Source organism: Roseiterribacter gracilis (assembly GCA_018332375.1).
In the GTDB taxonomy this organism is placed as follows: domain Bacteria; phylum Pseudomonadota; class Alphaproteobacteria; order BOG-932; family Roseiterribacteraceae; genus Roseiterribacter; species Roseiterribacter gracilis.
The window spans coordinates 982,546-998,821 of sequence record BOPV01000001.1 but is presented as its reverse complement, the minus strand read 5'-3'; the positions used below and the strand labels follow the sequence as shown (position 1 = coordinate 998,821).

Annotated in this window: 16 protein-coding genes; 15 read left to right on the top strand and 1 reads right to left on the bottom strand. The window is 63.6% G+C overall.

The window, feature by feature from the left end; translation table 11 throughout:
- Position 1: 1 nt before the first annotated feature.
- Positions 2-1,090 (bottom strand): HlyD family secretion protein, encoded by a 1,089-nt coding sequence (locus TMPK1_RS04970; RefSeq protein WP_420241796.1) that lies wholly within the window; start codon positions 1,088-1,090, stop codon positions 2-4.
- Positions 1,091-1,230: 140 nt separating this feature from the next.
- Between TMPK1_RS04970 and TMPK1_RS04965 the strand changes: the two genes are divergently transcribed.
- From TMPK1_RS04965 to TMPK1_RS04895, 15 genes are all read left to right on the top strand, one after another.
- The gene (locus TMPK1_RS04965) at positions 1,231-1,911 is read left to right on the top strand and encodes a TetR/AcrR family transcriptional regulator (protein WP_420241795.1); all 681 of its coding nucleotides are present in this window, start codon (positions 1,231-1,233) and stop codon (positions 1,909-1,911) included.
- Positions 1,912-1,947: 36 nt separating this feature from the next.
- Entirely contained in the window at positions 1,948-3,546 is a 1,599-nt protein-coding gene (locus TMPK1_RS04960; protein ID WP_420241794.1) for a peptide chain release factor 3, read from the top strand.
- Positions 3,547-3,588: 42 nt separating this feature from the next.
- Positions 3,589-4,662 carry a dTDP-glucose 4,6-dehydratase gene (gene rfbB, locus TMPK1_RS04955; RefSeq protein WP_420241793.1) on the top strand — a complete coding sequence of 358 codons (1,074 nt, stop codon included), beginning with the start codon at positions 3,589-3,591 and terminating at the stop codon, positions 4,660-4,662.
- Positions 4,663-4,670: 8 nt separating this feature from the next.
- Complete coding sequence (rfbC, locus tag TMPK1_RS04950; protein WP_420241792.1) at positions 4,671-5,222, top strand: dTDP-4-dehydrorhamnose 3,5-epimerase; 552 nt, start codon at positions 4,671-4,673, stop codon at positions 5,220-5,222.
- Positions 5,222-6,094: a dTDP-4-dehydrorhamnose reductase gene (rfbD, locus tag TMPK1_RS04945; protein ID WP_420241791.1), complete on the top strand. Its 873-nt coding sequence runs from the start codon at positions 5,222-5,224 to the stop codon at positions 6,092-6,094. The genes rfbC and rfbD overlap by 1 nt, the downstream gene beginning before the upstream one ends.
- The gene (gene rfbA / locus TMPK1_RS04940; protein ID WP_420241790.1) at positions 6,091-6,972 is read left to right on the top strand and encodes a glucose-1-phosphate thymidylyltransferase RfbA; all 882 of its coding nucleotides are present in this window, start codon (positions 6,091-6,093) and stop codon (positions 6,970-6,972) included. The genes rfbD and rfbA overlap by 4 nt, the downstream gene beginning before the upstream one ends.
- A 120-nt stretch (positions 6,973-7,092) precedes the next feature.
- Positions 7,093-7,608 carry a PAS domain-containing protein gene (locus TMPK1_RS04935; RefSeq protein WP_420241789.1) on the top strand — a complete coding sequence of 172 codons (516 nt, stop codon included), beginning with the start codon at positions 7,093-7,095 and terminating at the stop codon, positions 7,606-7,608.
- 35 nt (positions 7,609-7,643) lie between these two features.
- A complete protein-coding gene (locus TMPK1_RS04930) occupies positions 7,644-8,261 on the top strand; it encodes a LysE family translocator (RefSeq protein ID WP_420241788.1) in 618 nt (205 codons plus the stop codon).
- A gap of 5 nt (positions 8,262-8,266) precedes the next feature.
- Complete coding sequence (locus tag TMPK1_RS04925; protein ID WP_420241787.1) at positions 8,267-9,472, top strand: multidrug effflux MFS transporter; 1,206 nt, start codon at positions 8,267-8,269, stop codon at positions 9,470-9,472.
- A 184-nt stretch (positions 9,473-9,656) separates the two neighbouring features.
- The gene (locus TMPK1_RS04920; protein WP_420241786.1) at positions 9,657-11,021 is read left to right on the top strand and encodes an OmpP1/FadL family transporter; all 1,365 of its coding nucleotides are present in this window, start codon (positions 9,657-9,659) and stop codon (positions 11,019-11,021) included.
- Between the two features lie 94 nt (positions 11,022-11,115).
- On the top strand, positions 11,116-12,090 hold the full coding sequence (locus tag TMPK1_RS04915; protein ID WP_420241785.1) for an SDR family NAD(P)-dependent oxidoreductase: 975 nt from the start codon (positions 11,116-11,118) through the stop codon (positions 12,088-12,090).
- Between the two features lie 4 nt (positions 12,091-12,094).
- Positions 12,095-13,231: a glycosyltransferase family 4 protein gene (locus TMPK1_RS04910; protein ID WP_420241784.1), complete on the top strand. Its 1,137-nt coding sequence runs from the start codon at positions 12,095-12,097 to the stop codon at positions 13,229-13,231.
- The gene (locus TMPK1_RS04905; protein WP_420241783.1) at positions 13,231-14,181 is read left to right on the top strand and encodes an MraY family glycosyltransferase; all 951 of its coding nucleotides are present in this window, start codon (positions 13,231-13,233) and stop codon (positions 14,179-14,181) included. Before TMPK1_RS04910 ends, TMPK1_RS04905 begins: the two co-directional genes overlap by 1 nt.
- Positions 14,178-15,032: an NAD-dependent epimerase/dehydratase family protein gene (locus TMPK1_RS04900; protein ID WP_420241782.1), complete on the top strand. Its 855-nt coding sequence runs from the start codon at positions 14,178-14,180 to the stop codon at positions 15,030-15,032. The genes TMPK1_RS04905 and TMPK1_RS04900 overlap by 4 nt, the downstream gene beginning before the upstream one ends.
- On the top strand, positions 15,032-16,234 hold the full coding sequence (locus tag TMPK1_RS04895; protein ID WP_420241781.1) for a vWA domain-containing protein: 1,203 nt from the start codon (positions 15,032-15,034) through the stop codon (positions 16,232-16,234). The genes TMPK1_RS04900 and TMPK1_RS04895 overlap by 1 nt, the downstream gene beginning before the upstream one ends.
- Positions 16,235-16,276 lie beyond the last annotated feature (42 nt).

Below are 16,276 nucleotides of genomic sequence, written 5' to 3'. Positions count from 1 at the left end.
CTTAGCGCTGTGCGGTCTGGGTCGTCGGAACGAATGCGCCGCGCAGATCGGCGATGGCAGCCGCGTTGCCGCGCGCCTTGGTATCGACGAACGCGATCACCGACAGGCCGGGGCGCAGGCGCGCTGCTTCTTCGCTGCCGATCGCAATGCGCACCGGAACGCGCTGCACGATTTTGGTGAAGTTGCCGGTCGCGTTTTCCGGCGGCAGCAACGAGAACTGCGAACCCGACGCCGGCGCTAGGCTTTCAATGCGACCGCGCACCGTCGTGCCGGAATAGGCGTCGATATCCAATTCGACCGGCTGGCCGACGCGCATGCGCGCGATCTGCGTCTCTTTGAAGTTGGCGACGATGTACAGCTCTTCCGGCACCAGCGACAAAAGCTGCGTGCCGACCTTCACATACTGACCAAGCTCGACGCCCTTGTTGCCGACGGTGCCCGCGAACGGCGCGCGCACGACGGTGTTTTCCAAATCGATGCGCTTCAGCTCGGCATTGGCCTGCGCCTGTTTCAGCTGCGCTTCAGCCTGGGCGCGCGACGCTTCCAGCACGCCGACGCGATCCTTCTCGCTGGTCAGCGCGGCGCGCGCGCGGGCGAGGGACGAGTCTGCTTTCTGGCGATCGGCGGTCACGGTCTCCAGGCGCTGGCGGCTGGCGAAACCTTCGGGCGCCAGCGCGCCATAGCGCTGCTGGTCAAGCTGGGCGCGCTTGAGGTCGGCCTCGGCCGAGGCGATGCCGGCTTCGGCCTGGGCGATCACCGACTTCTGCAAAATCAGGTTGGAATTGATCGAGGCGATGGCGGCCTTGGCCGCCTCTGCCTGGGCTTCGGCCTGGGCGACCTGGGCTGCAAAGTCGCGGTCGTCGATCACCGCCAACACGTCACCGGCCGCGACCTTCTGGTTGTCGCGCACCCGGACCTCGCGGACATAACCCGCCACTTTTGGGGCGATCGCGGCGATGTCGCTTTGCACGTAGGCGTTGTCGGTCTTCTCGACGAACCGGCCGCTGACGAACCAGTGCACCCCGAAGGCGCCGATCCCCAGAGCGGCTACGACTGCAACAGTCGGGAGCAAAAGCTTGCGGACAGCCATGATACGACCCACCTTGTCTCTCGGAAATGAACTGAACGGTTCAGTTCAGAGCCGGAAGATGAGCTGGCCGGGTTCGGCTGTCAACTGAACCCACCAGTTTAGATCTTCGGTTAAGCCGAACTCTGGTATGACGGTGCGACATGGCAACGACGAGCAAGGCCGCGAAGGCCGTACCCCCAGGCGAGATTGCGGTTGAAGGCCGCAAGGTCGGGCAGGTGCTGACCGCTGCGAAGCGGATCTTCCTGGAAGAGGGCTATGGCAGCGCGTCGATGGATTCGATCGCGCGCGAGGCCAACGTCTCCAAAGCGACGCTCTATGCGTACTACCCGAGCAAGGAGGCGCTGTTCGCCGCATGCGTCGCGGAGGAATGCAGCAAGCATCGCGTCGTCTACGAGACGATCGAGGCCGAACACCTGCCGATCGACCAGGCGCTGATCAAGGTCGGCCTGCAATTCATGCGCTTCCTGCTGCGGCCCGAAGTGCTGGCCGTGCATCGCGTCGTGGTCGGCGAGTCGGGCCGTTTCCCCGAGCTGGGTAAGGCATTCTACGACAGCGGCCCGTGCTTAATCGAAACGCGCACCGCCGAGTATTTGAAGACGGTCAGCGAGCGCGGCGAACTCGATATCGCCGATCACCAGATCGCAGCCGAACTGTTCCTGGCCATGATCAAAGGCCACGTGCATCTGCGTGGGACGTTGGCGATTGCGCGCAAGCTCGACCTCGCTGAATTGGAGCGCTTCATCGCGGAAGCGGTCCGGGTCTTCGTCGCCGGCTACCGGCCGGGCCGCACGGCCAGCCCCTTAGCCAGCTCCTCAGATTGACATCCGGGGCGGGCGGGGGCCTTCTCCGCGCCGCTCATGCCCGAACTTCCGCCAGAAATCGCGCGCCGGCGCACCTTCGCGATCATCGCGCATCCGGACGCCGGCAAAACCACGCTGACCGAAAAGCTGCTGCTGTTCGGCGGTGCCATTCAGATGGCCGGCGCCGTGAAAGCGCGCGGCGACGCGCGGCGTGCGCGATCGGACTGGATGAAGGTCGAACGCGAACGCGGCATCTCGGTGACCGCGTCGGTGATGTCGTTTGAATATGACGGCCGCGCCTTCAATCTGCTCGACACGCCGGGCCACGAAGACTTCTCGGAAGACACGTATCGTACGCTGACTGCTGTCGACAGCGCGGTGATGGTGCTCGACGCCGCCAAAGGTATCGAAACCCAGACGCGCAAGTTGTTCGAAGTCTGCCGTCTGCGCGACGTGCCGATCGCAACCTTCATCAACAAGATGGACCGCGAAGGCCGCGATCCGTTCGACCTGATTTCCGAAGTCGAAAACCAGTTGCAGTTGGACGTAGCGCCCGCGACCTGGCCGATCGGGATGGGGCGCGAATTCAAAGGCGTCTACGACCTGATCCACGATCGCTTGATCCTGATCGAGCGCGGCCATTCCGACGCCGGCATCGCGGTCAAAGGTCTCGACGATCCGCAGCTCGACGCGCTGTTGCCCGCTCATCTCGTCACCAAGCTGCGTGAAGAAGTCGAAATGGCGCGCGGCTTGATGAAGCCGCTCGATTTGAAGTCGTATCGCGAAGGTCATTTGACGCCGCTGTTTTTCGGCTCCGCGGTCAATAATTTCGGCGTGCGCGAATTGCTGCACGGCCTGGCCGAAATGGCGCCGCCGCCGCGCCCGCAGCCGGCCGCCGGACGCGCCAACGGCACCGACGAAGTGGAACCCAGCGAAAACAAAGTCTCGGGCTTTGTGTTCAAGATCCAGGCGAACATGGATCCGAAACATCGCGACCGGATCGCCTTCTTCCGTCTCGCCTCGGGGCATTTCAAGCGCGGCATGAAGCTGACTCATCCGCGCACGCAGAAGCAGATGGCGATCCACAACCCGCTGCTGTTTCTCGCCGCCGATCGCGAGCTGGCGGAAGAGGCATGGGCGGGGGACATTCTCGGCATCCCCAACCACGGCAGTCTGCGCATCGGCGACGCGCTGACCGAAGGCGAAGCGATCCGCTTCACCGGCATTCCCAGCTTCGCGCCCGAACTGCTGCAGCGTGTGCGTCCGGACGATCCGATGAAGGCCAAGCATCTGGGCCGTGCATTGGAGCAGTTGGCGGAAGAGGGTGCTGCGCGCGTGTTCAAGCCGCGCATGGATTCGAACTGGATCGTCGGCGTCGTCGGTGCACTGCAATTCGACGTGCTGGCCGACCGGATTCGCACCGAATACGACATCCCGGTCCATTTCGAAGCCACGACGCTCCACACAGCGCGCTGGGTCGAGACGGAGAACCCGCTCGAGCTCAAGCGCTTCATCGACAATAACGGCTCAGCCATCGCCGACGACCATGACGGCGCGCCAGTCTTCATGGCGCGCAACGCCTGGCACCTGAACCACACGCAGGAACAGTGGCCGCTGGTGAAGTTCCTGGCGACGAAAGAGCAGTCGGCGACCTGAAGCCGGTTAACGGATCGGCTTTGGCCGTCTAATACTGGCGCGATGACGAGCCGATCGGACGAGCAGCGACTTCTGATCACCGGTGGCGCCGGATTCATCGGTGCCGCCGTGGTTCGCCGGGTGCTGTCCGACGGCCATGCGGTTTGCACGTACGACAAGCTGACCTATGCGGCCGACCGCGATTTCGTTGCCGAGGTCGCGCAGCATCCGCGGCATCTGTTCGTGCAGGGTGACGTCTGCGATCCAGTGCTGGTTGCATCGACGATCGCCTCGTTTCGCCCCACCGCAATCCTGCATCTCGCCGCCGAAAGCCATGTCGATCGCTCGATCGATGGGCCGGCCGCGTTCGTGCAGACCAATGTCGTCGGCACGCAGGTAATGCTCGACGCGGCGCTGGCCTACTGGCGCGACCTGCCCGCTGCGCAGAAGACAGGGTTTCGCTTTCATCACATTTCGACCGACGAAGTCTTTGGCTCGGTCGAAGCGCCCGATCGGTTTCATCCCGACACGCCGTACGATCCGAGTTCTCCGTATTCGGCCAGCAAGGCCGCGTCGGATCTGTTGGTGCGTGCGTGGCATCGCACCTACGGACTGCCGATCGTTCTTTCCAATTGCTCGAACAATTACGGACCGCGTCAGTTTCCCGAGAAGCTGATTCCGCTGATGATCATCAAGGCGCTGCGCGAAGAGCCACTGCCGGTCTATGGCGACGGCGGCAACGTGCGCGACTGGCTGCATGTCGAAGATCACGTCGACGCGCTGCTGGCGGTACTGACGCGCGGCAAGATCGGCGCAACCTATTTGATCGGCGGCGGCACCGAGATGACCAATCTCGACTTGGTTGGGCGCATCTGTGATCTCGTCGATGCAAAAGCGCCAAGCGAGAACGGTGCACGCCGGCGCTTGATCTCGTTCGTCGAAGACCGTCCGGGGCATGACCGGCGCTATGCGATCGATGCAAGCGCGACCGAGCGCGATCTTGGATGGAAACCGGCGCGTGCATTCGATGCGGCGCTGGACGAGCTGGTCGATTGGTATCTCGCGCGGCGCGCATGGTGGGAAGCGATTCTCGCGGAACGCTATGACGCTAAACGCATCGGCAAAGCGGCGGCATAAGCACAATCATGCGCGTTGACGCCACTTCGCTGCCGGGCGTGCAGCTGATTACGCCGGTCCGCCACGGCGATGCGCGCGGTTTCTTTTCCGAGACCTATGTCGAAAGCCGGTATGAAACTGCTGGCATCCCGGTGCGTTTCGTGCAGGACAATCACGCAATGTCGGCCGCCATCGGGACCGTGCGTGGTCTACATTGGCAGATCGGTGCCAATGCCCAAGACAAGTTGGTGCGGGTGACGCGTGGTGCGATTTTTGACGTAGCAGTCGACATCCGCCGCGCTTCCCCGACATTTGGTCAATGGGTCGGCGTCGAACTCAGTGCGGCGAACTGGAGTCAGCTATTCGTGCCGATCGGATTCGCGCACGGCTACTGCACGCTCCATCCCGACACTGAGGTTCTCTACAAGACCAGCGCCGTCTACGACAGCGGCGCTGAACGCAGCGTGCGGTGGGACGATCCCGCCATCGGCATTTCCTGGCCGCCGGTCGTCGATCCGGCCTTGCTGTCGAACAAAGATCGCATCGCGCCGCTGCTGGCCGATGCACAGGATCTGTTTTGATGCGCGTCCTGGTGACGGGCGCCGACGGTCAGGTGGGGCAGGCGCTGCAGCGTGCCGCGTGGCCGGTGAATGTCGTGGTTTCGATGCAGCGCCGCACGGCGCTCGACATCACCGATCCAAAGGCTATCGAAGCCGCCGTCGCGACGTTGCAGCCCGATCTGCTCATCAACGCTGCTGCGTATACAGCCGTCGATCGGGCGGAAAACGACGCTGCGCGTGCTTTCGCCGTCAATCGTGACGGAGCCGCCAATCTCGCCGGCGTCTGCGCCGCGCAGGACGTGGCACTGCTGCACATCTCGACCGATTACGTATTCGACGGTAGCGGGAATCGTCCGTGGCGCGAAGATGATGCCACCAACCCGCTCGGAGTTTACGGGGCCAGCAAACTTGCGGGCGAAGAGGCGGTGCGCGAGCGGCTCGACCAACACGTCATCCTGCGTACTGCGTGGGTATATGCAGCGCAGGGGCAGAATTTCGTACGTACGATGCTGCGCCTTGCGGACGAACGCGACGAGGTGCGCGTCGTTGACGACCAGATCGGCAATCCCACGCCGGCCGATGCGATTGCGGCCGCGATCGTACGCATTGCAGCCGCGATCGCCGACAAACAGGCGCATTGGGGCACGTTTCATTTTGCCGGCGCCGGCGACATATCCTGGTATGGGTTTGCCCGCGCAATCTTCGACGGCGCGACGTGGCTGGAACGAACACCGCGCATTACGCCGATCAGGACGGAAGACTATCCGACCCCGGCACGGCGGCCGAAAAATTCACGGCTCGATTGCACGCGCATTCGAACTGCATACGGTATTGAGACGACCCCATGGCGCGAGCAGCTCTCGCGCGTTCTAAAGGACATCCGCCCGACATGACCGCTTCTTCCACCCGCGGCATCATTCTCGCCGGTGGCGCGGGCACCCGGCTGCACCCTATGACGGTTGCGATCTCGAAGCAGCTTCTGCCGGTCTACGACAAACCAATGATCTATTATCCGCTGTCGACGCTGATGTTGGCGGATATCCGTGAGATCTTGATCATCACGACGCCGCACGACCAGCCGCTGTTCCGGCAATTGCTGGGCGACGGATCGCAATGGGGCGTCGAGCTGACCTATGCGGTGCAACCCGAACCGAAAGGGCTGGCGCAAGCCTTCACTGTCGGCCGCGACTTCGTTTCCGGACGGCAAAGCGTGTTGGTCTTGGGCGACAATATCTTCTACGGCGACGGGCTGGGGGAGAAGCTGCGCGGCGCAGTCGCGCGCGGCGAAGGTGCAACCGTATTTGCCTATCAGGTCACGCAGCCGGAGCGCTATGGCGTCATCGGGTTCGACGACGAAGGGCGGCCGGTGCGTATTGTCGAAAAGCCGCGCGAGCCGATTTCGAATTGGGCTGTCACCGGACTCTATGTATACGACGACCGTGTCACCGACATCGCCGCTGCGGTGCAACCGTCCGCCCGTGGTGAGTACGAAATCACCTCTGTCAACGAAGCCTATTTGCAACTCGGTGCGCTCGACGTCGTGCGTCTGGGGCGCGGCAATGCCTGGCTTGATACCGGCAGCACGGACTCGCTGCTCGAAGCGAGCGAGTTCGTGCGCACGATCGAGCACCGGCAGGGGCTGAAGATCGCCTGCCTTGAGGAGATCGCGTTCCGCAACGGCTGGATTGACCGGGCACAGTTGGAACGTCAGGCCGCACTCTATTGCAATTCGTACGGCGAATACTTGCTGCGTGTCGCAGCAAGCGAATAGACGGCGTCTGTAGCCTGGCGCACCGCGTCGGTATCGACGAGCCGACTTCGTGCGAATGCGTCGCACCGGAACCTGCGCGGCGTTAACAACTCTCTCACCGGGCGGCGGCAGTTTGCATCGGTGCGTCCGCCACCCGATCCGACTCCTCCTTGCGCCAGCCCGCTTTGCGCGCGGCTGCTTGCCTGGTGGCGCGGCCGCAAAGACGGGACGTCGCCGCCGGCGCACGGCGAATTCGATCTCGCATCGGAATTGCCGCAGATTTTGCCGCTAAGTTTTCTGATCGACGTACAGCCGACCGGCTTCCGCATCGCGCAGGTCGGCGCGACGCTGGTTGAGCGATCCGGGCGGGACGCAACCGGTCGCGCAATCGACGAGTCGCTCTATGGCGACTATCTCGCCGAGGCGTTGCGGCCGCTTTCGATGGCGGTGCGCGCGCGGCAGGCGGTGCTGGTGCGCGGACGCCCATACAGTATCGGCAGCGAGCATATTTCCGAGGCACTCTACGTTCCGCTGCTCGACGCGACGCGCAACCGGGTCGCGCAAGTGCTGGGCGTGGTCGATTACGGCCCGGTGGTCGGGCTGGTCGAGGCATCACGCTCTGCGACATTCGGAATGCAGATGCGCGTGCTCGACTGATCGACGGCTGCGCCCGGTACGATAGCCTGGGCGCCATGTTCGACTCCGACGCGCTGCTTCTCTTTATCGCCGCTGGTCTGCTGCTCAACCTCACGCCGGGCCCGGACATGCTCTATGTGATCGCGCGCACGTTGGGGCAGGGACGCGCTGCAGGCTTCGCCTCTGCACTCGGCATCGGCGTCGGTTGTTTCGCCCATATTCTTGCCGCCGCTTTCGGACTGACGGCGCTGTTGTCGGCGGTGCCGAACGCGTTCGACGCTGTCCGCCTGGTCGGCGCGGCCTATCTGGTCTGGCTTGGCGCGAAGCAGATTTTCGCGCGTAGCGACGGTGCCGCTGCGGAGGCGCCGCAGATTTCATCGCTCGGCCGCATCTTTCGCCAAGGCGTCATCACCAATGTGCTGAACCCGAAAGTCGCGCTGTTCTTTCTCGCCTTCCTGCCGCAATTCGTCGATCCGGCGCGCGGCGACGCGGCGCTGCAGTTTCTTGCGCTGGGCGCGCTGTTTGACGTCAACGGCATGTTGGTGCTGGCGGCTGTCGTGCTGGCCGCGTCGCGGCTGCGCGGTCTGTTCCAGGTTGGTCGCGCGCGGCAAATGCTGGAACGGATGATGGGCGCGGCCTTTATCGGGCTCGGTATCCGCCTGGCCTGGAAGTGAGCACTGTGCAAACCACGCTTCTGCGTAAAGCAATCATCCTCGGTCTTCTGTCGGCGATCGGCCCCTTCGCGGTCGACATGTATCTGCCGTCGCTGCCGACGATCGGGCAGACGCTGAATGCCAACGCGACCGAAGTGCAGCTCAGCCTGCTGGTGTTCTTCGTCGCGCTTGGCGTCGGCCAGCTGCTCTACGGGCCGCTGTCGGATCGCTACGGGCGCAAGGCGCCGCTCTATATCGGTTTGACTCTGTTTGCCTTCGCCAGCGTCGGCTGCGCCACGGCGCAGACGATCGAAACGCTGATCATCTTCCGCTTTCTGCAGGGTATGGGCGCGTGCGCCGGCATGGTGGTGCCGCGCGCCATCGTGCGCGATCTCCATACCGGCGTCGAAGCAGCCAAGTTGATGTCGATGCTGATGCTGGTCTTCTCGATCTCGCCGATCCTGGCGCCGTTGACGGGCGGTTTTATAATCGAGTTGGCCGGATGGCGTGCGGTGTTCTGGTTTGTCACCGTTGCGGCAGTCCTCGGCCTTGGTCTGTTGGCGTTGTTCCTCGACGAGACGCGGCCGCAAGCGGCGCGCGCCGAAAGCAGCATCGCCAGCACCTTTGCCGCTTATGGGCGTTTGCTGCGCGATCGCACCTTCCTGGGATTGGTGTTCATCGGCGCGTTCGGCATTGCGAGTTTCTTTTCGTACCTCGCCAATTCGCCCTTCGTGCTGATCGATCATTACGGCCTGTCGAAGCTGCAATACGCGTTGTGCTTCTCGATCAACGCGGCGTCGTTTTTTGCTTTTGCGCAACTCACCGGCTTTCTCGCCGGCAAATTCGGCCTGCGCCGCGTTGTGCGCGTCGCGGTGACTTGCTTTGCCGCGTCGATGACGGTCGCACTGGTCTTGTTCCTGGCCGGCGTCGATCGGCTCGACGTGCTCGCTGCTTGTTTGTTTGTCGGATACGGCTTTCTCGGCCTCGTCATTCCGACGACGGCAGTTCTGGCGCTGGAAGAACATGGCGCCATCGCCGGTTCGGCTTCGGCGCTGATGGGCACGCTGCAATTCATGACCGGCGTCGCGGTCATGCTGGTGGTCGGCAGCTTCCTGAACGGGACTGCGGTTCCGATGGTGGCGGGCATTGCGGGATGCGCGATCATCGCCTTCGTGCTGACCCTGGTCACGCTGCGCGCGCCGGCCCGCAGCGTGATTGTGCCTGCTGAATGAGCTGATTCGTCCCCGCACTGCGGTAAGTCCGGTCTAATACCGTCTGGCGGAGCGGCGGCGCAGTGGGCTGCAGGTCACACCCCGAATCGAAGTTTCCCTAAACGGAAGGTGGGCGTTGCCTGGCGCCGATCCCCGCGGTATCGAATCAGCAACGATACCAAGGTTATCTAGGGAGAAACGTCCAATGCGGACTCGTCTCGTCGCACTTGCAGGTGCGTCGCTGATCGCGTTGTCGGCTGCGCAAGAAGCACATGCCGGCGCCTTCAACCTTCAAGAACAGAGCAGTGCCGGCACCGGCCGCGCGCAAGCGGGTAACACCGCAATCGCCGACGACGCGTCGACCGTGCTGTTCAATCCAGCCGGCATGACCGAGCTCGGACGCGGTGCCGTCGATGTGGGCGTGCAGGGCATCTTCATTGATGCAAAGACGACGAACACCGGCACCACCATTCGCGGTCCCGGCACGGGCGGTCTGACGCTGCCGGTCAATGGCGGTTCGGGAAAGAACCCGGCTGACCCGGTTGCGCTGCCGCACTTCTCGGCAGCGATGAACGTTGTGCCGAACCAGTTGTGGCTGGGCCTGTCGGTGAACACGACGTTCGGATTGAAGACTGCGTATGACGGCACTTGGTTCGGCCGCTACGACAGCACCTATTCGGATCTGAAGACCTACAGCTTCCAGCCGACGGTGGCGTGGAAGGTGAACGAGCAATTCTCGATCGGCGTCGGGGCCGTGCTTCGCTATTCGAAGGCGGAATTGCGCACGACCTTGCCGAACCCGCTGACTGCGGGTGGTTCGATTCCGGCGACCGACGGTGATTTCAAGCTGAAAGGCGATGATTTCTCGGGCGGCTTCAATATCGGCGTGCTGTGGAAGCCGACGCCGCAATGGAATATCGGCCTCGACTATCAACACGAGGTCGGTTCGACCTTGCGCGGCGACGCGACGATCAAAGACCTGCGCTTGCCGCCGGCAATCCCGGTGCCCGGCGTCGGCTTGGTGCCGCTGCCCAATCCGAACAGCGTGCGTCCGGCCTCGGCCGATTTGAAGACGCCGAACATCGTCGCGCTGGGTGTTGCGTATCAGATGACGCCGCAATGGAAGTTGCTGGCCGACGTGAAGTGGACTCGCTGGGAAACCTTCAAGGACATCACCATCGTGGCGTCCGACAACAACACCGTCATCAACTCGCTGCCGCAGAACTACGAAAACACGTGGACCTTGGCTGGCGGTGCTGAATACAAGTTCAACGACGCCATCACGCTGCGCGGCGGCGTGCAGTACGACCAGACGCCAACCAACGACATCGATCGTTCGACGCGCGTGCCGGACGGCGATCGTTTCTGGACCTCGATCGGCGCCAGCTACAAGTTCAACGACAACCTGACCTTCGACCTCAGCTACGCGCACATCTTCGTGAAGAACGAAGAAGTGAACGTGACGCGCTCCTACTTCGTGGGTACGCCGCTGGCGACGGTGGTCAACACGCGCGCGCATGTCGAACCGTCGATCGACATCGTGGCGGTCGGCGCTCGCTACCGCTTCTAACCGCAACGTTGCGACAGGCCGCCCGCCCAGCAGACCTGCTGGGCGGGCGGTTCTGCGTCTGGACCCTGGCTTCGGCGGCAGATAGAAGCGCCAGATGACCCTTCTTGTGACCGGCGCTGCCGGTTTTATCGGCTTTCATGTCGTCCAGGCCTTGCTCGCACGGGGCGACCGCGTGATCGGGGTCGACAATCTCAACGACTATTACGATCCGGCGCTGAAACGGGCGCGGCTGGCGCAGCTGGATGGGCGCGACGGTTTCACCTTCGTACAGGCGGATATTGCCGATCGCGGCCAAGTCGACGCGTTGTTCGCCAAATACGGCTTCACCGGCATCGTGCATCTGGCGGCGCAGGCGGGCGTGCGCTGGTCGCTGGAAAATCCCTACGCCTATGTCGAAGCCAATGTGATGGGGCAGCTGGTGCTGCTCGAAGCTGTGCGCAAACAGGTTGATCAGGCTGGTGGCCAGCCGCGCTTCGTCTATGCCAGCTCGTCGTCGGTCTATGGCGGCAACGAGAAAGTCCCGTTCGCGATCGAAGATCCGGTCGACCATCCAGTGTCGCTCTACGCCGCAACCAAGCGCGCCGGCGAATTGATGGCCGACACCTATGTCTCGCTCTACGGGCTGGCCGCAACCGGCTTGCGGTTCTTCACCGTCTACGGACCGTGGGGACGGCCCGACATGGCCTATTTCAGCTTCACCGACGCAATCGTCGCGGGGCGTCCGATCCAGGTCTTCAACGACGGCAAGATGCAGCGCGACTTCACCTGGATCGACGACATCGTCGCCGGTGTCGTCGCAGCGCTCGATCACGCCAAACCGGGACACCGGCTCTACAATCTCGGCAATTCGACGCCGGTCGAGTTGATGACCTTCATTCGCGTCATCGAAGACGCGATCGGGCGCAAGGCTGTGTTGGACATGCAGCCGATGCAGCCGGGCGACGTGCCGCGCACCTTTGCCGACATCGACGCATCGACGCGCGATCTCGGCTATGCGCCGACGACGCCGATCGAGGTCGGCATTCCGCGCTTCGTCGAATGGTACAAATCCTACTACCGGGTGAACTAGCCCGGTGACACGGCCGCGCATCGTCTTCCTCGTCACCGAGGATTGGTATTTCTGGGCCCATCGTCTGCCGCAGGCGCGCGCGGCACGCGATGCGGGCTTTGACGTGCATGTCGCGACCCGTGTCGATCAACATCGCGACCGGATTGCAGGTGAGGGATTTACTTTGCACGCGCTGTCCTGGTCGCGCGGCAGCATTGATCCGGTCGGTGCCGGTGCGGCGGTGGCCGAGATCGCCAATCTTTATCGCGCGCTGTCGCCCGATCTCGTGCATCACGTGTCGCAGAAATCGATCTTGTTCGGCAGTCTGGCTGCGCGCATCGCCAAGGTACGACGCGTGGTCAATGCCTTTACCGGCTTGGGGCTAATTTTTGCCGGCAGCGGCATGCGCAATCGCATGCTGCGTGTTGCCATTGGTTCCGCGCTCAAAACATTGATCGACCGGCCTGGTACCTTGACCTTGGTCGAAAATCCCGACGACGCGGCCTTGTTGACGTCGCGTAAGCTGGTCGATCCGTCGCGGGTGCGCGTCATTCGCGGCTCGGGCGTCGATCTGACGGCGTATGACAGCCTGCCAGTGCCGGTCGACGGGCAGGTCATCGGGTTGGCGTCGCGCCTGTTGCGCATCAAAGGAATCGACGTCGCGGTCGCGGCCCAAAAGATCCTGCGCGCGCGCGGTTACGCTTCGCGTCTGCTGATCGCGGGCGCGCCGGACGGTGAGAACGCTGCCTCCTTCACGCAACAAGATCTCGCGCATTGGCGCGACGTGCCCGGCGTCGAGCTGTTGGGAAAACTCGACGACGTTCGGTCCTTGTGGCAGCGCGCGGCGATCGGTGTGCTGCCGTCGCGTGGCGGCGAGGGGATACCGATGTCGCTGCTCGAAGCTGCCGCCTGCGCGCGGCCGTTGGTTGCGACCGACGTACCCGGCTGTCGCGAAATCGTGCGCAATGGCGTCAACGGCACGCTGGTGCCGGTCGACGATGCCGACGCACTGGCGAATGCATTGATGCCGCTGCTCGACGATTCCGCGCTGCGCGAACGCTATGGCGCGGCCAGCCGCGCGTTGGTCGAAAGCGATCTTGCCGCCGACGCGGTTGGTCGTGCGACCGTCGCGGTCTACCGCGAGTTGCTGGCCAGCGTGTGATGGATCCGGTCCTTCTCTATATCGCGGCGGCGCTTGCTTCGACGTCGATGACCTATGTCGTCCTGCGTTGGCTGCGCGCGCATCAAGTGTTGGACACGCCGAACGAGCGGTCGAGTCATGCGGTGCCGACGCCGCGCGGCGGCGGCTGGGCGATCTTGGCGGTCACCTTGCCGGTCTGGTTGTGGTTGGAGCCGATGAGCTGGCCGGTACTGCTGGGCGCGTTCGGCCTGGCGCTGGTGTCGTGGCGCGACGATCGCGGCGATGTCGGCGCCGGCATTCGCTTCGGCGCGCAGATCGTAGCGGTGACCTTGGCGTTTCTGGTTGCGCCCGATGCGAGCCGTCTGTTTCCGGCGCTGCCGCTGTGGCTCGACCGTGCCATCACCGCGCTTGGCTGGTTGTGGTTGATCAACCTGACCAACTTCATGGACGGGATCGACGGGCTGATCGGCGGATCGGTTGCGGTGCTGGGCGCGACCTTGGCGTTGGCGCTGCTGCAGATTGACGAACCGACGCGCGCGCTCGAAGCAGCATTGCTCGGCGGTGCCGCGTTGGGTTTCACCTTGTGGAATTGGCGGCCGGCGAAACTCTTCCTTGGTGACGTGGGCAGCGTGCCGATGGGATTCCTGCTCGGCTGGTTGCTGCTGACCCTGGCCGGGCACGGCTATCGCATCGCGAGTTTGCTGTTCCTGTTCTATCTCGGCTGGGACGCGACCTTGACCTTGCTCAAACGCGCGGCGCGCGGCGCCACGCCGTGGCATGCGCATCGCGAACATCTCTATCAGCGCGCCACGCAAGCGGGCTTGAGCCACGCGCGCGTCGCCGGCGCCGCAATCGCGGTGCAGACGGCGCTGGGTCTGTGCGGCGCCTGGGCGGTCGCGATGCCGATCCCGGCGTTGGTTGTTGCGTCGGTGCTTGCCGTGGCGTTGCTGGCCTGGATGGCGACGCGATGAAAGTGCTGGTCACCGGTGCAACGGGCTTCGTCGGCCGTGCGCTGGTGCCGGCGCTGCACGATCACGAGCTGGTGACGCCATCGCGCGCAGAGCTTGGCGATATCGGCGCCGCGACCGATTGGCGACCCTACCTGCAGGGCGTCGATGCGGTGGTGCATCTCGCCAACCGTGCCCATGACTCGCGCATCGGCGAAGGCGAGATCCGGCGTATCAATGTCGATGGTACGCGCCGGCTTGCCGAGCAGGCGCTCGAAGCGCGCGTGTCGCGTTTCATCTATTTGAGCTCGATCAAGGCCGTGACCGAGCGGTCGGTGCATCCGCTGTCCGAGCGCGACGTGCCGATGCCGACCAGCACCTATGGCCGCACCAAACTCAACACCGAACGCATGCTGCGCGACTTGCCGTTGCAGTTGCTGCTGTTGCGTCCGCCTTTGATCGTTGGGCCCGGTGCCAAGGCGAATTTGCGCTCGCTGTTGCGGCTGGCCGACACGCCGTTTCCGTTGCCGTTCGGCGAAATCGAAAACCGCCGTTCGATGCTGGCGCTGAGCAACCTGACCGACGCGATCCGCCTGTCGCTGGAGACCGGCGTTACCGGCACCTATCTGCTGGCCGACGAGCCGCCGGTGTCGACGGCGTGGTTGCTGGAACGGCTGCGCAGCTCGCTCGGCCGGCCGGCGCGGTTGCTGCGCGCGCCCGAATTCGTGCGTCGCCTGGCGCCGGCGGCGCTGATCGAAGATCTCGAGATCGATCCGCGCGGCTTTGCGAACGCAACCGGCTTCAAACCGTTCTTTCGACTGGAGCAGGCGATCGAAACCATGGTCGCGGCATATCGGTTGTCGAAAGCACGCTGATGTTTCCGAGTTTCTTCTTCGCGCTGCGCCAGGCCGCGGTGCCGGTGAGTTTGAAGGAATATCTGACGCTGCTCGAAGCAATGCAGCGCGACGTGCCCGAACACGACATCGAGCATTTCTACTATGTGGCGCGCGCCATTCTGGTGAAGGACGAACGCCATCTCGACCGGTTCGACCGCGTCTTCGGCGAAGTCTTCAAAGGGCTCGAGCGCGAAGAAGGTGCTGGCGCCGACGCGATCGAGGCCAACATTCCCGACGAATGGCTGCGCAAGCTGGCCGAGAAGATTCTAACCGACGAAGAAAAGGCGCAGATCGAGGCGCTGGGCGGTTGGGACAAGTTGATGGAGACGCTGAAACAGCGTCTCGAAGAACAGCAAGGCCGCCATCAAGGCGGATCGAAATGGATTGGCACGGCCGGCACGTCGCCGTTCGGCGCCTACGGCTACAATCCCGAAGGCGTGCGCATCGGCCAGCACGAAAGCCGCCATCGCCGCGCCGTGAAAGTCTGGGACAAGCGCGACTTCCGCGATCTCGATGGCGACGTCGATCTTGGCACGCGCAACATCAAGATCGCGCTGCGTCGCCTGCGCAAATTCGCGCGGCATGGCGCGGCCGAAATTCTCGACCTGCCGGGCACGGTGCGTGCGACCGCCGACAATGCGGGCTGGCTCGATCTGCAGCTCGAACGCGAGCGGCACAATGCGGTCAAAGTGCTGCTGTTCCTCGATGTCGGCGGATCGATGGACGACCACGTGCGCATCTGCGCCGAACTGTTCAGCGCCGCCAAGACCGAGTTCAAACATCTTGAATGGTATTACTTCCACAATTGCGTCTACGAGCGCGTGTGGAAGGAGAATGCGCGCCGTTGGGATGCGCCGATCTCGACCGCCGAAGTGCTGCACACATACGGGCCCGACTATCGGCTGGTGTTTGTCGGCGACGCGGCGATGAGCCCATATGAGATCGTGCAGCCGGGCGGTTCGGTCGAACATTGGAACGACGAAAGCGGCGAAGTCTGGATGCGCCGCTTGCTGGCGCAATGGCCCAAGGCAGCGTGGCTCAACCCGACGCCGCGCCAATATTGGGATCACACGCCGTCGACCCGCATGCTGCGCCAGATCCTCGAAGACCGCCAAGAAGACCGAATGTATCCGCTGACATTGTCGGGCCTCGAGGCCGCGATGAAGCAATTGAGCCGCTAAATAGGGAACGTAGCCCGGCACTTCGCTGTTGTTCTGCAGTGA